Genomic DNA, 21,209 nt, shown 5'->3' with positions numbered 1-21,209 from the left:
GAAACTCTATGATAATTTAGAGGTATCGCTTATCCCTACGATAATTTAGATATCCGTAAAATCAAATGTTCATGCGTAGATTGCTTTTTTGTGTATAGCAAACAAAGTGTCCTTGCAATGGTGCTTATTCCCAAGTGGCATGTTCTACATCAAGGACTGGATACGTAACTTGTTGATGGGTACTTTGATCCTCAGTTTTTTTAATTACAACGGGAACTTTTCCTTTCTTGATGGTCGGTTCGGTATGAAACTTACCGCCTTTTCCATAATCATACTGCACGATGTCAATTTGTTGCTGATGGGCATCTGCTATGGTAATCCGCCTTGTCGCAATAGTTATTTTACAATTGTTGTTATCGTTGTATATACGAAAACTATATGCATCTGCATCGATTCCGTTTTTCTCTAATTCGACACGAATCTTGGAGCCAAAATTAGGCCCTTCACTATCAAGAGCACCGGTTTTATTCGGTGTTTGATCGGCTTTATAATAATACGAATACAGGATCTGATAAGCTTCTTTATCTTGATTTAGCAATTGCTTTATAATCTTATTGGCTTTCACAAACGCATTATCATAGCTCTTTAAAAAGGAAAATTCCTGTTTTTCATCATTGTAAGAAAGATACTTATCTTCAATCTTCACAATAAAATCACCGGCATTATCTTGCGCTTTATTTAGATGAATTTCCAGCAATTCGCCTTCTACTTCGGCATCCTTCATGATCTTTTCCATGACTTCATCCGTCGACAGATTTTGTAATTCTTCCTTCGTGTGCAGTCGTAAACCATAGTCTTTACTTACTACCAAGACATGTCTGGCTTCTTGCAACAGGCGGGAATCTTTTGCTTTTTGAACATAGCCGAGTATAGAAGGCGTGGCAATGGCCAGCAAAATTCCCAGAATGACCAACACGACAATAATTTCTATTAAGGTGAATCCTTGCCTCTTCTTTCGCATTAGATTTCCTCCTTTACTTATTTTATGGTATCATATTTTGGAAGACATGTAAGGAAAAGATTAAAAATTTATTTTATTGGAAAGGAAAACACGCATGATAAAAATAATTGCCGTCGGTAAAATCAAAGAGAAATTTGTGAAGGCACAAATTGCTGAATATGAAAAGCGGTTACGGCCCTTTACCAAATTAGAGATTATAGAAGTAAATGATGAAATCGCACCGCAAGCAAATAGTGAAGCACAAAATGCATTGGTGAAGGAAAAAGAGGGAGAACGTCTGTTAGCAAAAATAAAAGATCAGGAATATGTGATTCTGCTTGATCTATGGGGTGAGATGATAAACAGTGAAACCTTGGCTGATAAAATAGAAAAGTTACAGACTTATCAATCCAGTAATATTACCTTTGTGATTGCCGGTTCTTTAGGGCCTGGTAAAAAGGTAATCGACAGAGCGAATTGGCGTTGGAAATTATCAGATTTAACCTTTACGCATCAAATGACACGCGTCTTGGTGCTGGAACAGCTTTACCGTGCTTATATGATCTTACATCATAACCCATATCATAAATAAAGGAGAACTTGAAAATGAACAAACAGTTTAAAACAGATGCACAAGATTTTCTTAACAGTGTTCAGGTTCTGCGCGAAGTGCAGACACCGGAATCGGAAAATCATATGTATGATGAATTAATGCAGGTGAAATTCTTAATGCCAGTAGTAATTCACGGTGAACTTAAAGAAGGTGCAGATGGGAAACAAATATTGGATGAAAAAACGACGTTTACGTTTCCCTCCCTTGCGACAACAAAAGGCGATCAATATTTTATGGCATTTACAAGTGGAGAAGAGATGCAAAAATATCCAAACAAAGATAGGATGCATGCCTTGACGTTCACGTTCGATGATTATGCTAAGATTATCATTCAGAGTGAAGAAATAAAAGGATTTGTCGTAGATCCATACGGGATGAATATCGTCTATCCAAAAGAATTGGTTCTTTCTTTAAAGGAACAAAAGGAAATCAGAGAAAAAGGACATAGTGAGCGCGTGCTTCATGCCCAGGAACATGTGATGATAGGAGAACCTGCGAAAGAGCCCAAGGAATTAAAAGCGGCTTTGAAAGCCTATGCGAAAAAAGATAAAACGATTCAGGCACTATATTTACAATTGATGATATATGAGGAACAACAAAGTTATGTCGTTGCAGTAGACGCAGATGCGACGAACCTTAAGGATGTGTTTGATCAATTAGCAGATGCCGGTAGAAAGCATTTAAAAGGGATGTATTTAGATTTCGTTGATGTTCATAGTGAATTGGGCATTCATGTGGCAGAAAAAACAGAACCTTTTTATAAAAAGATGTTTTATAAGAAATTGGACATCCCTTTCTTAGCTGTTATTGAAGAATGTTTCCATTTGAAAGATGGACGTTGTGTCGTAGGTGTAAAGGTATTGCATGGAAAGCTTTCTGATAATGGCGAAGTTAGTTGTTTGAATGAACAAAGGGAAAGGCTGTTTACTAGTTGTGCACAAGGAATTGAGTATGGCAGAGAAAGAGTGAAAGTCGCAAAAGTGAATGATACCGGACGATATGGCAGTCATTATGGGATTCTTATGAAAGATCATCCAGAGGATTTTAAAAAAGGTTATTTTTTGTCAGGTAAATGAAAATAAGAAAGTTAAGCAGCATTAATGAAAATATTTTCAGAAATTATATTGAAAAATAATGTTGACATATGCAAATAAGAGGTGTATCCTAGAAGAAACCAAAGACAGAGAGATAAAACAAGATAGGTGCTTACAGAGAGTCCCATTAGCTGGAAAGGGATAGCGATGCCGTTTTGTAAATGGACTCTGGAGGGCAAGGGGAAACGCGGAAGCTTAGTATCCAAGACGTATGCCAACGTTATCAGGCTAGAAATGTTATTGCATTTTGAATGAGGTGGGTGTGAAAGTAACAAACACACCAAATCAGGTGGTACCGCAGATGAATGATACAGCATCTGTCCTGAAGTCAGAGGACTTTTAGGACGGATGCTTTTTTTGATAAAGGGAGGTGGTCATTGTGTTAAAAAACGCAGAAGAATGGCGATGGTGTATACATCATAACCATGACGTACAAGAAGAAAAGATAAAACACAATGTGAAAAGGAAGGGAAACTTATATGAAAAAATTATTGAAGATGGCAGCTGCGGCTGTCTTAGGAACAACGATGTTAGCAGGATGTGGCAACAGTAGCAAGGATGAAAAGGTGCCCACTGTATCCGTTGCCCAAATTGTAGAGCATAAATCATTAAATGAAATTCGGGACAGTTTTAAAGAAGAAATGAAAGCATTAGGGTATAAAGATGGAGAAAATATTAAGCTTGAATTTAAAGATGCCGGTAATCAGCAAAATACGCTAAATTCTATATTATCAACCTTTGCCGGTAATAACAGCGATGTAATCGTAGCGATAGCGACGCCAACAGCGGTAACGGCGGCAAATTACAGTGAGGATATTCCTGTTGTCTTCTCTGCTGTCAGTGATCCGATTGGTGCCGGCTTGATCACGGATTTAAAGAAACCGGATAAAAATATCACAGGAACAAGTGATGAAATTCAAGTTGATCAGATTTTAGCATTAGCATTAGAAATCGATCCATCCATGAAAACACTTGGTTTTATTTATAACAGCGGTGAAGCAAATTCGGTATCAAACCTAAAGAAAGCGAAAGCATTCTGTAAGCAACACGATATCAAATTGGTGGAAGGCAGTGGTAAAAATATCAGTGAAATTCAAAGTGCCATTTCGGTATTGACCGATCAATGCGATGCGATTTTTGCGCCCAATGATAATACGGTGGCAAGTTCCATCACCGCATTGGTTGAAACTGCAAATAAGAAAAAAGTGCCGGTATATACAGGCGCGGACTCCATGGTAAGTGATGGAGGCTTTGCGACGGTCGGCATTAATTATACGAACTTGGGAAAAGAAACCGCGAAAATGGTGGATCAAATCTTAAAAGGAAAAGCGGTTGCGGATATCCCGGTAAAAGTATTTAAAGATGATTTAAACACTTATATCAATGAAGATACGTTAAAAGCCTTGGGCATCCAGTTACCGGATACGGTGAAAAACCGTGAGAATCTGGTTATGATGAAGGGCGAATAAGCAATTTAAAGAGAGGATGAAGTGCATGTCATTAGCTGTTTTGCAAGACGCAATTGAATTAGGGATGATTTTCTCCATTATGTCATTGGGTGTCTTTCTGTCGTTTCGGGTATTAAATATACCGGATCTGACCATTGATGGAAGCTTTACGACTGGTTGTGCAATATCGGCAATCATCGCGCAAATGGGGCATCCGTTTCTCGGTGTTTTCATGGCTTTTGTGTTAGGCGCCATGGCAGGTGGAATTACCGGCATCTTACAAACGAAATGTCGCATACAGCCATTGTTAGCAGGCATTTTGACAATGACGGCACTGTATTCCATAAATCTGAAGATCATGGGCGGTCAGCCTAATATTTCGATCTTTGGAAAAACGACGATCTTCACTCCGTTAAAGGGAATCTTTGGCGCAAATACCAAAGCTTTCGTAATTCTTGTGATACTATTATTCCTGATGATCTTACTGTATGCCTTTTTAAAAACACAGCTTGGTATGAGTCTTCGTGCCACGGGAGATAACGAGGCCATGGTGCGGGCAAGCAGCATTAATTCCGATGCGATGAAAATCATGGGAATCACGTTAGCGAACGCGCTTGTGGCTTTTGCGGGAGGTATCTTTGCACAGTATCAAAACTTTGCGGATGTCAGTGGAGGCGTCGGTATGATGGTGGTCGGTCTTGCCAGTATTATTGTCGGTGAGGCCTTCTTCCGTAAAAAGACATTACCGTTTCAATTTGCGGCAGTCATCAGCGGTGCTATTATTTACCGCTTTATCTTAACCTTTGCTCTGCAATTTGGCATTGGCGCAAGTGATTTAAACTTATTCTCGGCAATATTAGTGGCGCTTGCTATTTCATTGCCATATGTAAAAGGAAAGAAAAGGAGAAGAAAACATGCTGGACTTAAATGATGTATGTGTTACGTTTTATCCAAACACCAGTAATGAACGCATCGCTTTGGATCATTTATCTTTCCATATAGATGATGGTGATTTCATCAGTGTGTTAGGGACAAATGGTGCCGGTAAGAGTACCTTATTAAATGCAATCAGTGGTACGTTGGAATGTGATGCAGGAGAAATCATCTTGGATGGTCAGGATATCACTTATGCGCCCGAATATAAAAGAGCCAGAGTGATTGGGCGTTTATTTCAAGATCCGATGAAAGGCACGGCTCCCCATATGACGATTGAAGAGAATCTGGGACTGGCGTATAGCCGAGGAAAACGTACGACGTTAAGTAAGGCTATCAAGAAAGGAGATCGTAAATTCTTTCTTGAACAATTAGCATCTTTAGGCTTGGGCTTGGAAGAGCGTATTACAACAAATGTCGGACTGCTCAGCGGTGGTCAGCGACAGGCCTTGACGCTTTTAATGGCAACCATCGTAACACCGAAATTATTACTGCTTGATGAGCATACAGCGGCTTTAGATCCGAAAACGGCCAAACAAGTGATGGACATCACAGAGCGTATGGTGAAAGAGCATCATATTACGACGCTTATGATTACACACAACATGAAACAGGCATTGGAATATGGCAATAAGACGATTATTTTAAATGAAGGAAAAATCGTAAAGGTCCTGGAAGGCGAAGAACGCCGGCAAACATCAGTAGATGATTTGTTGAATATGTATGATTTCGTTTAATTATACAATCGTATATGGAAGAAAATGGAATAAGAAATTGATAGGCATATGTTGCAACATACGTTAATATAATGAACATGCGGTTAATGAAGAGGACCATTTCGCCAAGGAGTTGGCAAAAAGGCACGGAAATTGGTTCTTGACAAAGCTGCATGTTTTTGCTTGATGACGAATTTTCACGAAAAATGTTGAAAACGCATACATAATCTTCAATTTTCTAACAAAAAGGGTGGAAATTTAAAGCAAAAGCCTTTATACTTAATATATAGTAAATCCTAAAGGGGGGTTTCGACATGAGACAAAATAACATGCTGGCTATGATCTTGGCCGGAGGTCGAGGTACACGACTGTATGCCTTAACCAAAAAGATCGCAAAACCTGCAGTGTACTTTGGAGGGAAATACCGAATTATCGACTTCCCGTTAAGTAACTGTGCCAATTCTAACATCAATGTTGTTGGTGTGCTGACTCAATATGAAAGTGTATTGCTGAACTCATATGCGGCGGCTGGACAGCGTTGGGGTCTGGACGCAAAGGATAGTGGAGTATACGTGCTGCCTCCACGTGAAAAAGACGGAGCTGCTTTTGATGTATATCGCGGTACTGCCGATGCTATTTCACAGAACATTGATTTCATCGATCAGCAAAATCCGGAATATGTTCTGATTCTTTCCGGTGACCATATTTATAAGATGGATTATTCTAAAATGCTGGCTCACCATAAAGCATGTGATGCAGATGCCACAATTGCAGTATTGCCGGTTCCTATGAAAGAGGCAAGCCGTTTTGGTATCATGAATACGGATGAAACAGATCGTATTGTGGAATTTGAAGAAAAACCAGAAAAGCCAAAGAGCAACCTGGCTTCTATGGGTATTTACATCTTTAATTGGAAACAACTTCGTAAAATGTTGGTTGCTGATATGGATGATCCTAACAGTAATCATGACTTCGGTAAAGATATTATTCCTGCGATGTTGAATGAGAATAAGCGTTTATACGCATATCAATTCAAAGGCTATTGGAAAGATGTTGGAACTGTTGATTCTTTATGGGAAGCAAACATGGATTTGTTAAGTTCCAATAATGAATTGGATTTAAATGATCCGGATTGGAAGATTTATACAGAAGATGTTGCCACGGTTCCACACTTTATCGGACCAAAAGGCAAAGTTAATAATGCATATATTAATCAGGGTTGTGTCATCAATGGTGAAATTAATAACTCTGTCCTCTTCACAAGCGTAAAAGTAGCGGAAGGTGCGAAAGTTAATGACTCTGTGCTAATGCCAAATGTTGAAATCGGAGAAGGTGCAATCATTCATCGTGCGATTATCGCAGAAGGCGTGAAGGTAGATGCCGGTGCTGTTGTCGGCAGTCCTGACAGTGAAAATATTGAGCTGATCAGTAAGAGAGTGAGGGGTGAGTAATATGTGCAATGCATTTGGAATCGTAAATTATGAAGGACCTAATGTAAATGTCAAAGGAATGGAAGACTATCGCCCGGTATCCGCATTCTCCTTTTTGGGAAGATACCGTCTGATTGACTTTCCTATTTCTAATATGAGTAATAGTGGTGTTAACCACATCAAAGTGTTTGTTAAGACGAATCCTCGTTCTTTGATTGAACATCTGGGAACCGGCCGTCATTACAACATCAACTCAAAACGTGGAAAACTGCATATCCTGCCTGCAAAGAATATGGATGATGTGGATTTCTATAACAATGATATCAATTCCTATATGTTTAACATGCAGGCAATTGAAGATGTAAATCAGCCATATGTCATCCTTGCTCCTGCACATATGATTTATCGTCAGGATTTCTCAAATCTGTTGGATGCACATATTGAAAGCGGCGCAGATATTACCATGTTATATCAAAATGTGGATAACGCAAAAGAAGCTTTCATTAACTGTGATGTATTGAACTTAAATAAACAAAAAGGCGTTCTTTCTATTGAAAAGAATCGTGGGAACTCGAAGAGCAAAACAATTTCATTAGAAACTTACGTCATGAGTAAAGATTTGTTCATTTCGTTAGTGAAAAAGGCGGCTAATATATCATCATTATATTGGTTCCGTGATATTGTAAATGAAGAATGTTCAGAATTGGATATTCGTGGTGTGGCTCACCGTGGTTTTGTCGCATGTGTGAACGACTTCAAGAGTTACTTTAATGCGAATATTGATTTATTGGATTACGATAAGGCAATGGACTTGTTTAACAGTGACTGGCCAATCTATACACGTACAAATGACTCCTGTCCAACGCAGTACTATAGTGATGTCACCGTTCAAAACAGCATGGTTTCCAACGGTTGTATCGTTGAAGGCGACATTGTGAATAGTGTTATCGGACGTGGTGTTGTCATCAAAAAAGGCGCTGTTATCAAAAACAGTATTATCCTGCCTGGTGCCATCATTGGAGAAGATGTGCATATAGAAAATGTAGTAGTGGATAAGAAGGCTAGAATCGTTCGTAAAAAAGAATTGATCGGACATCCTGATCAGCCACTGTACGTGAAAAGGAATGATAAAATCTAATGGCAAGAATATTGATGGTCGCATCAGAAGGTCTTCCTTTTATTAAAAGTGGAGGGCTGGCAGATGTTGTAGGTTCCTTACCTCAGGAGCTGGTGAAAAAAGGACATGAAGTTCGTGTAATCATGCCTATGTATTTAAAAATAGCACAGAAGTTTCATGAGGAAATGCAGTTAGAGGCACAATATAGTGTATCCATTGCTTATCATGAAGTACCTGTGAATATTTGGTCTACAACACGTAAAGAAGTTAAATTTTATTTCGTAGAACATAAAGGATACTTTGAACGTGATGGCTTGTATGGTTATATCGATGATGGTGAGCGTTTTGCTTACTTCCAGAAAGCCGTATTAGAAATGTTGAATCAGCTGAATTACTTCCCGGAAATCATGCATTGTCATGATTGGCACACTGGTATGTTACCGGCAATGTGCAAAGAAGGGCACAGCTTTGATGAGCGTTATCGCAATATCCGCTTTGTTTATACGATTCATAATCTCGCATTCCAGGGTAATTTTGGTCCTGAGATGCTGGATAGTTGCTTAGGCTTAGATTATCGTATTTTCGATAATGGCAATGTCCGCTATGACGGTGGCATCAGCTTTATGAAATCGGGTATCTTATATGCGGATAAAGTAACAACGGTATCACCTACGTATTCACAGGAAATCTTAACACCACAGTATGGTGAACATATGGAAATGGTATTAAACATTCGTAAGTATGATTTATGGGGTATTACCAATGGCATCGATATCGAAATGTGGAATCCGATGAGTGATCCGGATGTACCATATCATTACAATAAAGTAAATGTAGCGAAAGAGAAAAAAGAAAATAAGATGGCATTACAGAAAGAACTTGGTCTTACGGTAGATCCTAATGTGATGTTGGTTGGGGCAGTATCTCGACTGACATGGCAAAAAGGTTTTTATCTGATGATGGAAAAACTTTCTGAAATCTGTGCAATGCCAATTCAAGTGGCCATCTTAGGTAGTGGGGAAAGCGGAATCGAAGAGAAAATGCGTCAGCTAGAAGAAGGCAATAAAGGTAAAATTGCATTCTATAACGGATACAGTGATTCTTTAGCACACCGTATTTATGCGGCAAGTGATTTATTCCTCATGCCATCTCTGTTTGAGCCATGTGGTATTTCACAGTTAATTTCCATGCGCTATGGAACATTACCATTAGTACGTGAAACAGGTGGATTGAAGGATACGGTAACTCCGTATAATGAGTTTGATAAGACTGGAAATGGATTCAGTTTTGCGAACTATAATTCAGATGAAATGGTACAGGTTATGTATAATGCAATAGATGTATACTATAACCGTCCAGAAGATTGGAAGATTCTTGTACGCAATGCTATGAATACAGATGTCAGCTGGGAAAAGAGTGCTGAAACCTATTGTCAGTTATATGCCCAGTTACATCCTTAACCTGTAGATATAGGACAGCCTTTGTGCTGTCCTTTTCCTATTGAATGGATGTTTCAATAATCATCCCCATTTCCTTAAAGAGTGCCACATGTTAGAAAAGAGTGAAAAGGTAGAACTTTACCATCTGCCTCTGGTAATGAAAATCTTTTCAAAACTATATTGACTTCAAAACAGATAATCATTATAATGTATTAAAATATCAATTATAAATCGGGAAAGTTTATAAGTTGAGTAGAAAAGGAGATGTGAACTATGGCGTATTATTTTGAAGAACCCTCTCGTACTTTCAGCGAGTACCTATTGGTACCTGGATATTCCAGCTCTGATTGTACCCCAGTAAATGTTTCATTGAAAACACCTCTTGTAAAATTTAAAAAAGGGGAAGAACCTGCATTATCGTTAAATATCCCAATGGTATCTGCCATCATGCAGTCTGTATCCGGGGAGCGTATGGCATGTGCTTTAGCTAGAGAAGGAGGAATCTCCTTTATCTATGGTTCTCAGAGCGTAGAAGATGAGGCCGCAATGGTAAAGCGTGTAAAAATGACGAAGGCAGGTTTTGTTTACAGCGATTCCAACATTCGTCCGGATGCTACCTTACAGGATGTATTGGATCTGAAGGAAAGAACAGGTCATGCGACGATGGCCGTAACAGAAGATGGGACGGCGGAAGGAAAACTTGTAGGCATTATCACAAGCCGTGATTACCGTATTTCTCGTATGGATACAGCAATGAAAGTCAGTGAATTCATGACACCATTTGAAAAGCTGATCTATGGTAAAGATGGCTGTACTTTAAGTGAAGCAAATGATTTAATTTGGGAACATAAACTGAATCAGTTGCCGATCATTGATGAGGAACAGCATTTAAAAGCATTCGTATTCCGTAAAGACTACGATTCTCATAAAGAACATCCAAATGAATTGTTAGATAGCCAAAAACGTTATTTAGTTGGTGCCGGTATTAACACCAGAGATTATGAACAGCGTGTTCCTGCCTTGGTAGAAGCAGGTGCAGATGTATTATGTATTGACTCAAGTGAAGGCTTCAGTGAATGGCAGGCAATCACTTTAAAGTGGATTCGTGATCATTATGGTGACAGCGTAAAAGTCGGTGCCGGAAACGTTGTGGATGCTGAAGGTTTCCGTTTCTTAGCAGATGCAGGTGCCGATTTTATCAAAATCGGTATCGGCGGAGGTAGTATCTGTATTACCCGTGAACAAAAAGGTATTGGACGCGGACAGGCTACAGCTACGATTGAAGTTGCGAAAGCACGTGATGAATATTATAAAGAAACAGGTATCTATATTCCTATTTGTAGCGATGGTGGTATCGTACACGATTACCATATTACCTTAGCATTGGCGATGGGAGCAGATTTCGTGATGTTAGGTCGTTATTTCTCTCGTTTTGAAGAATCACCGACAAAGAAGGTTACCATCAATGGTACATATATGAAGGAATATTGGGGTGAAGGCAGTGCCAGAGCACGTAACTGGCAGCGTTACGATATGGGAGGAAGTAAGAAACTTTCATTCGTAGAAGGTGTTGACTCTTATGTTCCATATGCGGGAGCATTGAAGGATAATGTCGATCTGACGTTAAGCAAGGTAAAACATACCATGTGTAATTGCGGTGCTTTGACGATTCCTGAATTACAGAAAAAAGCAAAAATTACACTTGTATCTTCTACATCTATCGTAGAAGGCGGCGCACACGATGTTGTCGTAAAGGATAATACGATTGATGCTAAAGTCAAATAACCATACGTTATATTCTGGCATAATCAACTATGTAAGATAATTAGGTAAAAAGATCACTTTGACGCAAACAATATGTTTGCAAGAAGTGGTCTTTTCTTTCTGCTTTGCACACGATGAATACGAAAAGGTAATTCATTTTTTTGAAAAAGTAAAGGTTACTAGAAAAGGTATCTAAAAACTCATTGTATATGTTATATAGAGGAGGTATAATGCAAGAAAGATATATACGTGATATGTATATTGGGGGTGCTTTTAATACCAACCTTTTCGTTAGGAGAAAGGAATATACGTATGAATGATAAGGATATTCGGGAGAAATTACAGGAAACCTTACAAGTGGAATGCGAGCAATTAGAGAAGGATTTGCATTGGCAGGAAGAAAGATTAGAACCCCTTACCTCATCCTTTTTGAGTGCGCAATTTGCATGCAGCCGCAATTTGATTTCTCATTATATGAGTGAATTTCAACAAAAGGGTCTCGTCATTAAAACGAATACGCGTCCAGTATATTTTTTCTGGCGAAAAAGTTTAGAAAACCGCTTTGGCGTTATATTGAAAGCGGAGTTGTATGAAACGCTTGAAGATTTAAAGAACATATTAGCAAAAAAACAGCAGCATGCATTTCATAACCTAATCGGAGCAAATGATAGTCTTAGCTATGTGGTGGAACAATGCAAAGCAGCGATTAGCTATCCGGAGCATGGTCTTCCCATCTTATTACAAGGACCGACGGGAACCGGGAAAAGCCTGATTGCACAGTTAATGTACCAATATGGGGTTGAGATGGAAATACTGTCTAAAGACAGCCGTTTTATGACGATGAATTGTAGTGAATATGCAAACAATCCGGAGATGTTGATGACCAATCTTTTTGGTTATAAGAAGGGGTCTTATACCGGTGCGGAAAAAGATACCCAAGGGTTATTGGCTTTAGCGGATGGCGGTATCTTGTTTATGGATGAAGTGCATGGGTTAAAGCCGGAATGTCAGGAAAAAATCTTTCTTTTTATGGATAAAGGCATATATCATATGGTGGGGGATAATGATACTTGGTATGTATCAAATGCACGATTGATTTTTGCCACCACGGAACAGCCGGATGAAGTCCTCTTAAAAACATTATTAAGAAGAATTCCGCTTATTGTGAAAGTGCCTTCGCTAGCAGAACGCCCTCTTCAAGAAAAACGGGAACTTTTACAGTTTTTAATTCAAGAAGAAGAGAAACATATTCAACGTAAAATTTCCATGTCTGACCTTGTCTTCCGTACATTAGAACGCCATACGTTTACAGGAAATATCGGGGAATTGAAAAATGTCATTCGCGCAAGTGTCGCCAAAGCATTCTTACGAAATCAAAAGGATATGGATGATGTCTCTTTGCATATATATGATTTATCAAGTGATTTATTAGAAAGTACCGGAAAAGATGTCACCTTGTATGATTACGATGATCGCACGATGATTCACAGTGAAGATATGTTTTTGAGCATCCATAAAGATAGTCGCTTATATAATTTTAATGCATATCTGATTCACAAATTCCATACGTTGCATGCATATGAAAAAGATCTGAATGCTTATTTAGATAGCTGCTGTCTGAAATTGGAACAATATATCGATTCTTTATTTACTGAGCATACCTATCATTCTCCAAAGCTGGATATGATCAATCATCTATTGACCAATATCATGAATATTGTTATTCATAAATATGATTTAGAGAAATTTTCAAATAACGAAATCTCAATGATCGTACATTTTCTAAACGATTATATGCAAAGCCTTTCTTCAATTAATCAACTGAAAATACAGAATCGCAAGGAAGCTGAAGAACTTCAAAATCGTATCCATAATGAATACACAAATGAATACAATGTCATAGGTGATATCTGGCAGCTCATCTCAGATGCCTTAAGTTTTACCCCGGGTCCATTTGGTTATTTAGATTTATTTCTCTTTTTCCGTTATTTTAACCGTGAGATGGTTGCTTCTCCAATACCTGCTGTTATCATTGCCCATGGCTACGCGATAGCAAGCGGCATAGCAGAAGTGGCAAATCAATTATTGAAACAGCGGATATTTGATGCAATTGATATGCCGATTGAAAGTGATTTTAATGATACGGTAAAAAAATTAGGTGAATACATCAAAGGGAAAGAAAATTATAATGAAGTAATTGTTATGGTTGATATGGGGTCTTTAGAAGCGATTCATCAAAAAATGGAAGGCATGAAGCGTATGGATATTGGTATCATCAACAATGTCACAACAAAATTAGCGTTAGATATTGGCAGTATGATACTGGAAGAGATGCCGATTCAGGAAATCTTAAAGCAAGCGAGTCATCGCAATCAATATCGGTATGAATTTGTAAAAAATCGTAAAAAACAAGATGCTATTTTAGCAGTATGCGAAACGGGTATTGGCACAGCTGAAAAAATCAGTAAGCTAATGGAAGATTCTTTACCTAAGACCGTATCGATCGCCATGATACCCTATGATTATGATTCATTAGTGAAATCCGGTACGACATCATTGGTTTTTGAAAAATATAATGTCCTATTTACAGTCGGAACGAAAGATCCTAAAATCTTTGATGTGCCGTTCATCTCTTTGGAAGAGATGATCGAACAGAAAAGTGTGGAAAAGACGAATTCCGTGTTTGAAAGTATCATGCGGCCGGATCAGATTGAAACCTTTAATGAAAATATGATCAAAAATTTCTCAATGGATAATCTGTTGAGTTACTTAACGATTTTAGATAGTGATAAAATCATTGACAGTGTAGAAAAAATTATTAAGACAATTCAGAAAGAATTGCATATGAAATTAAGCAGCAGTGTCATTTTGGGACTGTATATTCACATCAGCTGTTTGATAGAACGCTTGATTATTAATAAAAATGTGACGAAATTTGAACATTTAGAAACTTTTGAAAAAACACAAACGGAATTTATACGCATTGTTAAAAAAGCATTCCATGATGTGGAACAGCATTACAATGTGAAAATACCGGTGTCGGAAATCGGCTATATCTATGAATGTATCTTTCAGCGTGATAGTGTCAAAGAAGTGGACGAGAGTGTCAACGAATTGTGGGATAGTATTGAATGATCCTTTCTCAGCATTTGTTTAGAAACTTTCTAAACCAAGAAATCTCTCCTATTCATCGGGGAAATGTTATAAGCGTGTGACTTTGTATAAAGTTGGCACGCTTTTTGCTTATCATAGGTGAAGGACATAAAACAAGAAGGGAGGTAGAAACATTGCAGAATTTAATATTAGCTTCTCATGGCTCACTTGCCGAGGGTATGCTAAGCGCTGCGAATATGATCGTAGGTGATATTGAAGGAGTGGATGCTTATGGTTTAGATACCTATCACTCGCCACAAGATATTTATCAGCTGTTGAAGAAAAAAATCGCCGAAGATAACACACATGAATATATCATTCTGTGTGATATCTATGGTGGCAGTGTTCATAATCAGCTGATGCATCTCTGTGTTTATCCTAATGTATTTCTATTGACAGGCATGACATTATCTATTGTTTTAGAGTTGATTCTGGCGAATGAAACAGGGGATATCGAAGAAAAGCTTTTACAGGTAATTCAAAATGCAAAGGATAATATGCTTTTGTTTACTTACCAAAGAGTACATAATGCGATTGATAAAGGAATCGAGGATGAAAAATTATGGTAGAACTTTGTCGGATTGATGATCGTCTCCTGCATGGACAGGTGGCTGTGACTTGGGTTGGAGCAGTGGCACCGGAAGCAATTCTGATCGCCAATGATGAGGCTGCGACAAATGAGATGAGCAAGCTTGCGTTAAAGATGGCAAAACCGGCTGGTGTGAAACTGGCGGTTAAGACGATTGATGAAGCAGCTGCTCTTCTTAACAACCCAAAGGCAGCAAAGATCAAGATTTTTCTTATCACAAGAACTATTCAGGATACCTTACGACTTGTCAGTATGACAGATCAGATTCATCGTGTGAATATTGGTGGAGTCAAAAATAAGGAAGGAGGAAAGATGATAGCGGCTGCTGTATGTTTAGACAACGATGATTTACATGATTTGATGAAACTGCGCAAACGAGTTGATGAAGTAGAATTACGTATGGTTCCTACGGAACATAGAATCAGTATCGATAAATACTTACGAGAGGAGGAGGTTGAAGTATGATCGTTCAAGCACTACTTGTCGGAGTTACTGTTTGTTTACTGGACTTCTTGGATGTCTGGTTATGTAATCCGATGATCACACGACCACTTGTTGTCGGTACGGCAATGGGTATCGCTTTAGGGGATATTACAACAGGAGTACAGGTAGGGGCTTCATTGGAATTGGTATTTATGGGTGTTATGGCAATCGGCGGCACAGTGCCACCGGATTCCATTCATGGAACAGCTGTTGGGGCAGCTTATGCCATTATACTTGGTAAAGGTATTGAAACAGCAATTGCTTTAGCAGTACCGGCATCTATCGTTTGTCAAATGCTATTTGTTCCAGGCATTGGTATACGTTCTTTATTTACACCATATGTGGAACGTCAAGTAGAAAAAGGCAATTGGAAAGCTTTGCAAAGAATATTCCCAGTAGTTTCAATATCCTATGAAATCTTTAATGGTACCATCTGTGGACTTGCTGTTTTCTTAGGTGCTGATGTCATGAGTGCTTTTATCGACAGTTTACCACAAACATTATTAGATGGCATGGGGGTAGCAGCGAATATGTTAGGTGCAGTCGGTTTTGGTTTATTGTTAAAGATGATGTGGCAAAAGAAACTTGCTGTTTATTTCTTCTTAGGATTTATCATGGCAGCATATTGTGGTATGCCTTTGATGTCAATCGCTTTACTTGGTGTCATTATTGTCATCGTTTTATTCTTTGAGGGTGAATTCAGTAAACGACATACGGTAAGTGAAACATCTCCAACAGTAAATGAGGGAGAGGAGGAATTATTCGATGATTAGAGAGAAATTTGGTTTGAATGAAGAAGATGGCAAATTAATGGCAAAAGTAGCAAGACGTTCACATCAAATTAATGCAGTGTATACATGGGAAAAATTTCAGGCTATGGGATATTTATGGACCATGATTCCTGTCATCAATAAGATGTACGATACTGAGGAAGAACGTATTGCAGGCTATAAACGACATTATGAACTCTTTAATACAAACCCGGTCGTCGGTGGGTTCATCACAGGACTAAATACGGCTATGGAAATGCAGGCAGCAAAGGATAAGGAGTTTGATAAAGCTTCAATTGCAGCTGTGCGTACATCCTTAATGGGACCATTTGCCGGCATCGGAGATTCTATTTTTCAAAGTACATGGCGTGTGATTACCATGGGAATCGGCTTAAGTCTTGCCAAGGATGGCAATATTCTGGGTCCCATTGTATTCTTAGTCTTATTTAATCTATTGGCAGAACCATGTCGTATCTTATTGCCTTATGTCGGCTTTAAGATGGGGTCTAAATTTATGTTGCAGGCTGAAGAAAGTGGTATCATGAGCTTTATCACCAAAGCTGCCAGCATTGTCGGACTTATGACCGTAGGAGCAATGACAGCGACAATGGTTTCCGTACAGATCGGTTATGTATTTACCATGAATGGCAGTGAATTAAAGATACAGGAAATGATTGATACCATTTTCCCTTGTTTATTGCCACTGTTATTGACCCTTGCTTGTTTTAAGCTCTTAAACAAGAACATCAAACCGACAACATTAATTGCCATCATTATGGTGCTTGGCATCGTCGGAAAATATATTGGTATCTTTTAAAAATATTGTGCTGAAATAGCAAAAGGAGGAGTAGCTAATGAATCTTATTGATACAATTCGTCGTGTTCCTAATCCCGTACGTAAAGTTTTAGAGGAAAGGAAAGCATTAACAAAAGATATGTTTGATTATTTAGGTGATCGCTTATCCACCATAAATGAAATTATCTTAATCGGCTCTGGAACCAGCCATACATCCTGTCAAACTTCTAAGGAGTTTGTGGAAACCGCAAGTGGCATTGCCTCTACAGCAATATTGCCCAACATCTTTTTAGCCAAACGGGTATTTAATCCAAATGGTTTATACATCTTCACATCGCAAAGTGGTACTTCTACTTTGGTAAATATCGCACAGCGTAAAATGAAAGAACTTGGTTATGCGACAGTAGCAATTACAGAAAGTGCCGAAACACCTTTGGCAAAAGAGAGTGGCTGCCATGTTCTGATGGAAACAGATAATGAGGAATTTGGCTGTCGAACGATCGGTTACTGTATGTCTGTATTTACGCATATGATCATTGCCATGGAAATCGGCTTAAAGCGCCAGGCATTAAGTGAAACAGAGTATGCAAAATATCTGGAAGATGCTCAAAAAGCGGCTGATATGTATCATGAAATCTGTGACAAAACGATGGAATGGTTTGATCGGAATAAATGGAAACTGATGAATAAGGATGGATTTGTTATCTATGGTGCCGGTACATTATATGGTACAGCATTGGAAGGCGCTTTAAAGGTTTTGGAGATTGCCAGAAGATTCTTGTGTGTTGGTTATGATATGGATGATGGTATGCATGGACCTACCATGGGGTATACAAATCGTCATGCAGTCATCATTTTCGATGATGGCCACAATGAAAATATTACCAAAGGTTTGATTCGTTATGTCCGTGACAAAGTAGGCGATGCCTTCGTAATTGGCAATGACAGCAAACATCCATGTGATTTGGCTTTTGAACCTTTAAAAACACCATTTGTATTCTTACAATATGCGCCGGTAGTAGAAATTTTAGCAGCGCGGCTTGCCTATGACTATGGTATCAATATTAAGACGATTGGGCCATTACCTGAAGCAGGTTACTTTAATACACATGATGATTAAGTTATAATTATACAAAGGATGCTGATGTGAAAGAAGTGTTTCAATAATCATATCAGCATCTTTTTTATCAAAGCGATAAGATTAGGAGAAACTATGCAGAAATTAACATATAAAGTAAAAAAGATGATGGGCATTCATGCCAGGCCGGCTTCAGCATTAGCACAATTTGCCAGAATGTATCAAAGTGATATAAAACTATATTGCCAAAATCGATGTGCGAATGCGAAAAGAATGGTAGAAATAATGGAACTTAGTATTCATAAAGATGAAGAAATCCTATTTGAAATTTGTGGTGAGGATGAATGCCGCGTTGTGAAGGCGTTACAGCAATACTGCCACTCTTATTTATGAGGTGATAACATGTATAAAATGATTGTCTTTGATTGTGATGGCACGTTACTTGATTCTTCCGCTATGATTGCGATGATACAAAAGGGATATAGCTCCATGTTTCCTCAACGTAAGAAGCAGCCTTACGCGTTTTTTATTCCTTGTTATTATATGAGTGATGAGGAAAACCTAGCCTATTTACAGATACCGAAAAGCTGTAAACGGCAATTTGAAGAACTATGCTTTGGAAAGTGTGGAGATTTTTCTTCACATACGCATATCTTTGAAGGTATCCAAGAACTTTTACGACAACTGCTGGACGATGGGATTGCATTAGGAATAGCCACTTCGCGAAATACAACGGCTTTTTTAGAATTGCAATCTATGTTTGATGCAGATATCTTTTCAGCCTTTTCTAGTATTGGTACGCAGGATGTGGTAAAGCATACAAAACCGGCACCGGATGTTTTATATTACATTATGGAACAAACAAATTTGACTGCGCAAGAATTACTATTCATTGGCGATTCTATCAACGATGCCCTTTGTGCGAAAGCTGCCGGTGTTGATTTTGCATGGGCAAAATGGGGAGTTGTCAGTGAAGAAGAACTACCCTATACGTATTGTTTATACGATCCTCAGGATGTTTATAACATCCTACGGTAACATCAATACATCTTAAAAATATAAAACGCGATGATTTCGTTGCTATTTATTTTAATGCAAATGACATCAAATAAAAAAGCTCTAAAGAGCTTTTAATACTGCTTATATTGATTCTTACCGGCAGCCTTTGCTTTATATAATGCAGCATCAGCCATGGTAAGGGCATCTTCATAACGGAATAGATCATCATTTTGAAAGATCGTAAAGCCACAGGAAATTGTCGCTTTTTCAGCAGCTTTATTCATCTTGTGCTCCATGCCGATTTGATCAAGTTCTTCATAGATATGATCGAGGTATTCACAGATATCTTCCTTTGTGATATTTACGCATAAGGTGATAAATTCATCACCGCCAAAACGTGCAGCAAAGAAACGCGAATCGCCGTTTTCATCCATACAGCGGGCAACGTTTTGTAACAGTTTATCCCCCATATGATGACCATAATAATCATTGAATTCTTTAAAATAATCCACATCGGCTACCACGATACCAATTGTTGATACATGCGGGTTTTTATGCATCGCACAGACCAGGGAATTAAAATAAGAACGATTAAACAGTCGGGTGAGACCATCAATTTTTATCTGCGCCTCTAACTGATTTTTCTCATTCCGGAAACGATCACGCTCTTTCATGATCTGGTTCATTTTAATCTTTTCTTTCATACTTTCTGACTTTGTCTTATTTGTCATATCCTCAACCAATTTTTGTAACATATAATATTGCTTATAGGAATTAATTAAGACATTTTCTAAATGGAAACACTCCGCATAGCGAATCCAATTACGATGCAATTGCAACTGTTGTTCGACATCATCCTCCAGACACATTTCTCCCATATACTGTAAATATTTTTCTGCTCGTTCCTGATCTTTGATTTGTAGGAGGATGGCAAAGATATCGCAGTAGAAGGTGAAATAATAGGTCCGGTTTTTATGTTTATGAAGATTGCTTTCACTGAAATAATCAGCAATTCGTTTGACGCTATCGACACGTTTGCTGGCATTGGCAAGGTACAATTCACATAAACGAATGACATGTGTCGACAATGGCGAAGCTTTAAAGGATACTAGTTTCGCCGCATATTCTTGATAACGTTTTATGGCTTTATCTAAATGTTCGTTAAAGATTTCTAACTGTATCAGATTTAAGATAACCAACAGATCGGCATGTGTCATAATGGTAGCTTTCTTATCCAAGAAGGTTTGATATGCCATCTTAATATAATACAGAGCTTCCTGATAATCTTCCTTTTGAAAAAACATCGTGGCAATATTGTTTAAAACTACCATTTTTTGATGCAGATCTTTTTCATTCTCCGCTAAGTTATAGGCATTTAATAAGTTTTGAATAGCATTTACTTCATCAAAATGAGAATTATAATACAAACCGGCAATGGTGTAGTTGCGTAGTAATAAATCAGTGTAATGATATTCTTCTCCCAGGTTTAATGCAATATGCAGATGTTTCAGACATGCTTCATGTTCACGAATCATCAGATGGTAATCGGCTAGAAAGGTGTGGGCAAAGGCGATGGCATGGGTATCTTTATGCGCTTCCCCTAATGTCAGAAGCTCATTTGCCAGCTGAAACTCATCATCCATATCCGCATTGCTATGCTGTACCAGCAGATTCATCAATTCCTCTTTTTTATGTTTATACTCATCCATATACATCCCTCTTTTTTATAACCATAATTTTTTGCTATGAATGTTTGATATCCATATTATACTATAAAAGCGTTAACAAAAATACTATTTATGTGGTTATTTTTCAGAATTTACCGGCGTTATCTTCTCTTGTTAAGA

General features: G+C 38.3%; 19 protein-coding genes. 17 read left to right on the top strand and 2 right to left on the bottom strand.

What is annotated here, in order from left to right:
* Window positions 1–124: 124 nt before the first annotated feature.
* The gene (locus LI241_RS12900) at window positions 125–961 is read right to left on the bottom strand and encodes a type II secretion system protein (RefSeq protein ID WP_008690422.1); all 837 of its coding nucleotides are present in this window, start codon (window positions 959–961) and stop codon (window positions 125–127) included.
* A 94-nt stretch (window positions 962–1,055) separates the two neighbouring features.
* Between LI241_RS12900 and rlmH the strand changes: the two genes are divergently transcribed.
* The 17 genes from rlmH (at window position 1,056) to LI241_RS12815 (ending at window position 19,401) form a co-directional block, all read left to right on the top strand.
* Complete coding sequence (gene rlmH, locus LI241_RS12895; RefSeq protein WP_008690423.1) at window positions 1,056–1,532, top strand: 23S rRNA (pseudouridine(1915)-N(3))-methyltransferase RlmH; 477 nt, start codon at window positions 1,056–1,058, stop codon at window positions 1,530–1,532.
* 14 nt (window positions 1,533–1,546) lie between these two features.
* Complete coding sequence (locus tag LI241_RS12890) at window positions 1,547–2,629, top strand: enhanced serine sensitivity protein SseB C-terminal domain-containing protein (protein ID WP_008690424.1); 1,083 nt, start codon at window positions 1,547–1,549, stop codon at window positions 2,627–2,629.
* A 497-nt stretch (window positions 2,630–3,126) separates the two neighbouring features.
* Window positions 3,127–4,116, top strand: coding sequence for an ABC transporter substrate-binding protein (locus LI241_RS12885; RefSeq protein WP_008690425.1), 990 nt, complete (start codon window positions 3,127–3,129; stop codon window positions 4,114–4,116).
* A 25-nt stretch (window positions 4,117–4,141) separates the two neighbouring features.
* Window positions 4,142–5,026, top strand: a complete 885-nt coding sequence (locus tag LI241_RS12880; RefSeq protein ID WP_008690426.1) for an ABC transporter permease — start codon at window positions 4,142–4,144, stop codon at window positions 5,024–5,026.
* Window positions 5,010–5,765: an ABC transporter ATP-binding protein gene (locus LI241_RS12875; protein ID WP_008690427.1), complete on the top strand. Its 756-nt coding sequence runs from the start codon at window positions 5,010–5,012 to the stop codon at window positions 5,763–5,765. The genes LI241_RS12880 and LI241_RS12875 overlap by 17 nt, the downstream gene beginning before the upstream one ends.
* A gap of 293 nt (window positions 5,766–6,058) precedes the next feature.
* Entirely contained in the window at window positions 6,059–7,195 is a 1,137-nt protein-coding gene (locus LI241_RS12870) for a glucose-1-phosphate adenylyltransferase (protein WP_117547883.1), read from the top strand.
* Between the two features lies 1 nt (window position 7,196).
* Complete coding sequence (glgD, locus tag LI241_RS12865) at window positions 7,197–8,312, top strand: glucose-1-phosphate adenylyltransferase subunit GlgD (protein WP_008978132.1); 1,116 nt, start codon at window positions 7,197–7,199, stop codon at window positions 8,310–8,312.
* The gene (gene glgA / locus LI241_RS12860; RefSeq protein WP_008690432.1) at window positions 8,312–9,751 is read left to right on the top strand and encodes a glycogen synthase GlgA; all 1,440 of its coding nucleotides are present in this window, start codon (window positions 8,312–8,314) and stop codon (window positions 9,749–9,751) included. The genes glgD and glgA overlap by 1 nt, the downstream gene beginning before the upstream one ends.
* Window positions 9,752–10,003: 252 nt before the next feature.
* A complete protein-coding gene (locus tag LI241_RS12855) occupies window positions 10,004–11,515 on the top strand; it encodes an IMP dehydrogenase (RefSeq protein ID WP_008690434.1) in 1,512 nt (503 codons plus the stop codon).
* Window positions 11,516–11,806: 291 nt separating this feature from the next.
* Window positions 11,807–14,629 carry a sigma 54-interacting transcriptional regulator gene (locus tag LI241_RS12850; protein ID WP_008690435.1) on the top strand — a complete coding sequence of 941 codons (2,823 nt, stop codon included), beginning with the start codon at window positions 11,807–11,809 and terminating at the stop codon, window positions 14,627–14,629.
* Between the two features lie 152 nt (window positions 14,630–14,781).
* Complete coding sequence (locus LI241_RS12845; protein WP_008690436.1) at window positions 14,782–15,216, top strand: PTS sugar transporter subunit IIA; 435 nt, start codon at window positions 14,782–14,784, stop codon at window positions 15,214–15,216.
* The gene (locus LI241_RS12840) at window positions 15,210–15,701 is read left to right on the top strand and encodes a PTS sugar transporter subunit IIB (protein WP_008690437.1); all 492 of its coding nucleotides are present in this window, start codon (window positions 15,210–15,212) and stop codon (window positions 15,699–15,701) included. Before LI241_RS12845 ends, LI241_RS12840 begins: the two co-directional genes overlap by 7 nt.
* Window positions 15,698–16,492 (top strand): PTS sugar transporter subunit IIC, encoded by a 795-nt coding sequence (locus LI241_RS12835; protein WP_008690438.1) that lies wholly within the window; start codon window positions 15,698–15,700, stop codon window positions 16,490–16,492. Before LI241_RS12840 ends, LI241_RS12835 begins: the two co-directional genes overlap by 4 nt.
* Window positions 16,485–17,306 carry a PTS system mannose/fructose/sorbose family transporter subunit IID gene (locus tag LI241_RS12830; protein WP_008690439.1) on the top strand — a complete coding sequence of 274 codons (822 nt, stop codon included), beginning with the start codon at window positions 16,485–16,487 and terminating at the stop codon, window positions 17,304–17,306. The genes LI241_RS12835 and LI241_RS12830 overlap by 8 nt, the downstream gene beginning before the upstream one ends.
* Window positions 17,307–17,343: 37 nt before the next feature.
* On the top strand, window positions 17,344–18,405 hold the full coding sequence (locus tag LI241_RS12825; RefSeq protein ID WP_227151357.1) for an SIS domain-containing protein: 1,062 nt from the start codon (window positions 17,344–17,346) through the stop codon (window positions 18,403–18,405).
* 93 nt (window positions 18,406–18,498) lie between these two features.
* A complete protein-coding gene (locus LI241_RS12820) occupies window positions 18,499–18,756 on the top strand; it encodes an HPr family phosphocarrier protein (protein WP_008690442.1) in 258 nt (85 codons plus the stop codon).
* 9 nt (window positions 18,757–18,765) lie between these two features.
* Window positions 18,766–19,401 (top strand): HAD family hydrolase, encoded by a 636-nt coding sequence (locus LI241_RS12815; RefSeq protein WP_008690445.1) that lies wholly within the window; start codon window positions 18,766–18,768, stop codon window positions 19,399–19,401.
* Window positions 19,402–19,493: 92 nt separating this feature from the next.
* Here the strand turns inward: LI241_RS12815 and LI241_RS12810 are convergent, their stop codons facing one another.
* On the bottom strand, window positions 19,494–21,071 hold the full coding sequence (locus LI241_RS12810) for a GGDEF domain-containing protein (RefSeq protein WP_008690447.1): 1,578 nt from the start codon (window positions 21,069–21,071) through the stop codon (window positions 19,494–19,496).
* Between the last annotated feature and the right edge of the window lie 138 nt (window positions 21,072–21,209).

The organism is Longicatena sp. 210702-DFI.1.196, from assembly GCF_020563125.1.
GTDB classification, from domain to species: domain Bacteria; phylum Bacillota_I; class Bacilli_A; order Erysipelotrichales; family Erysipelotrichaceae; genus Longicatena; species Longicatena caecimuris.
Note: the sequence above shows the minus strand (reverse complement) of the source record. Positions and strands in the feature narration are given on the sequence as shown.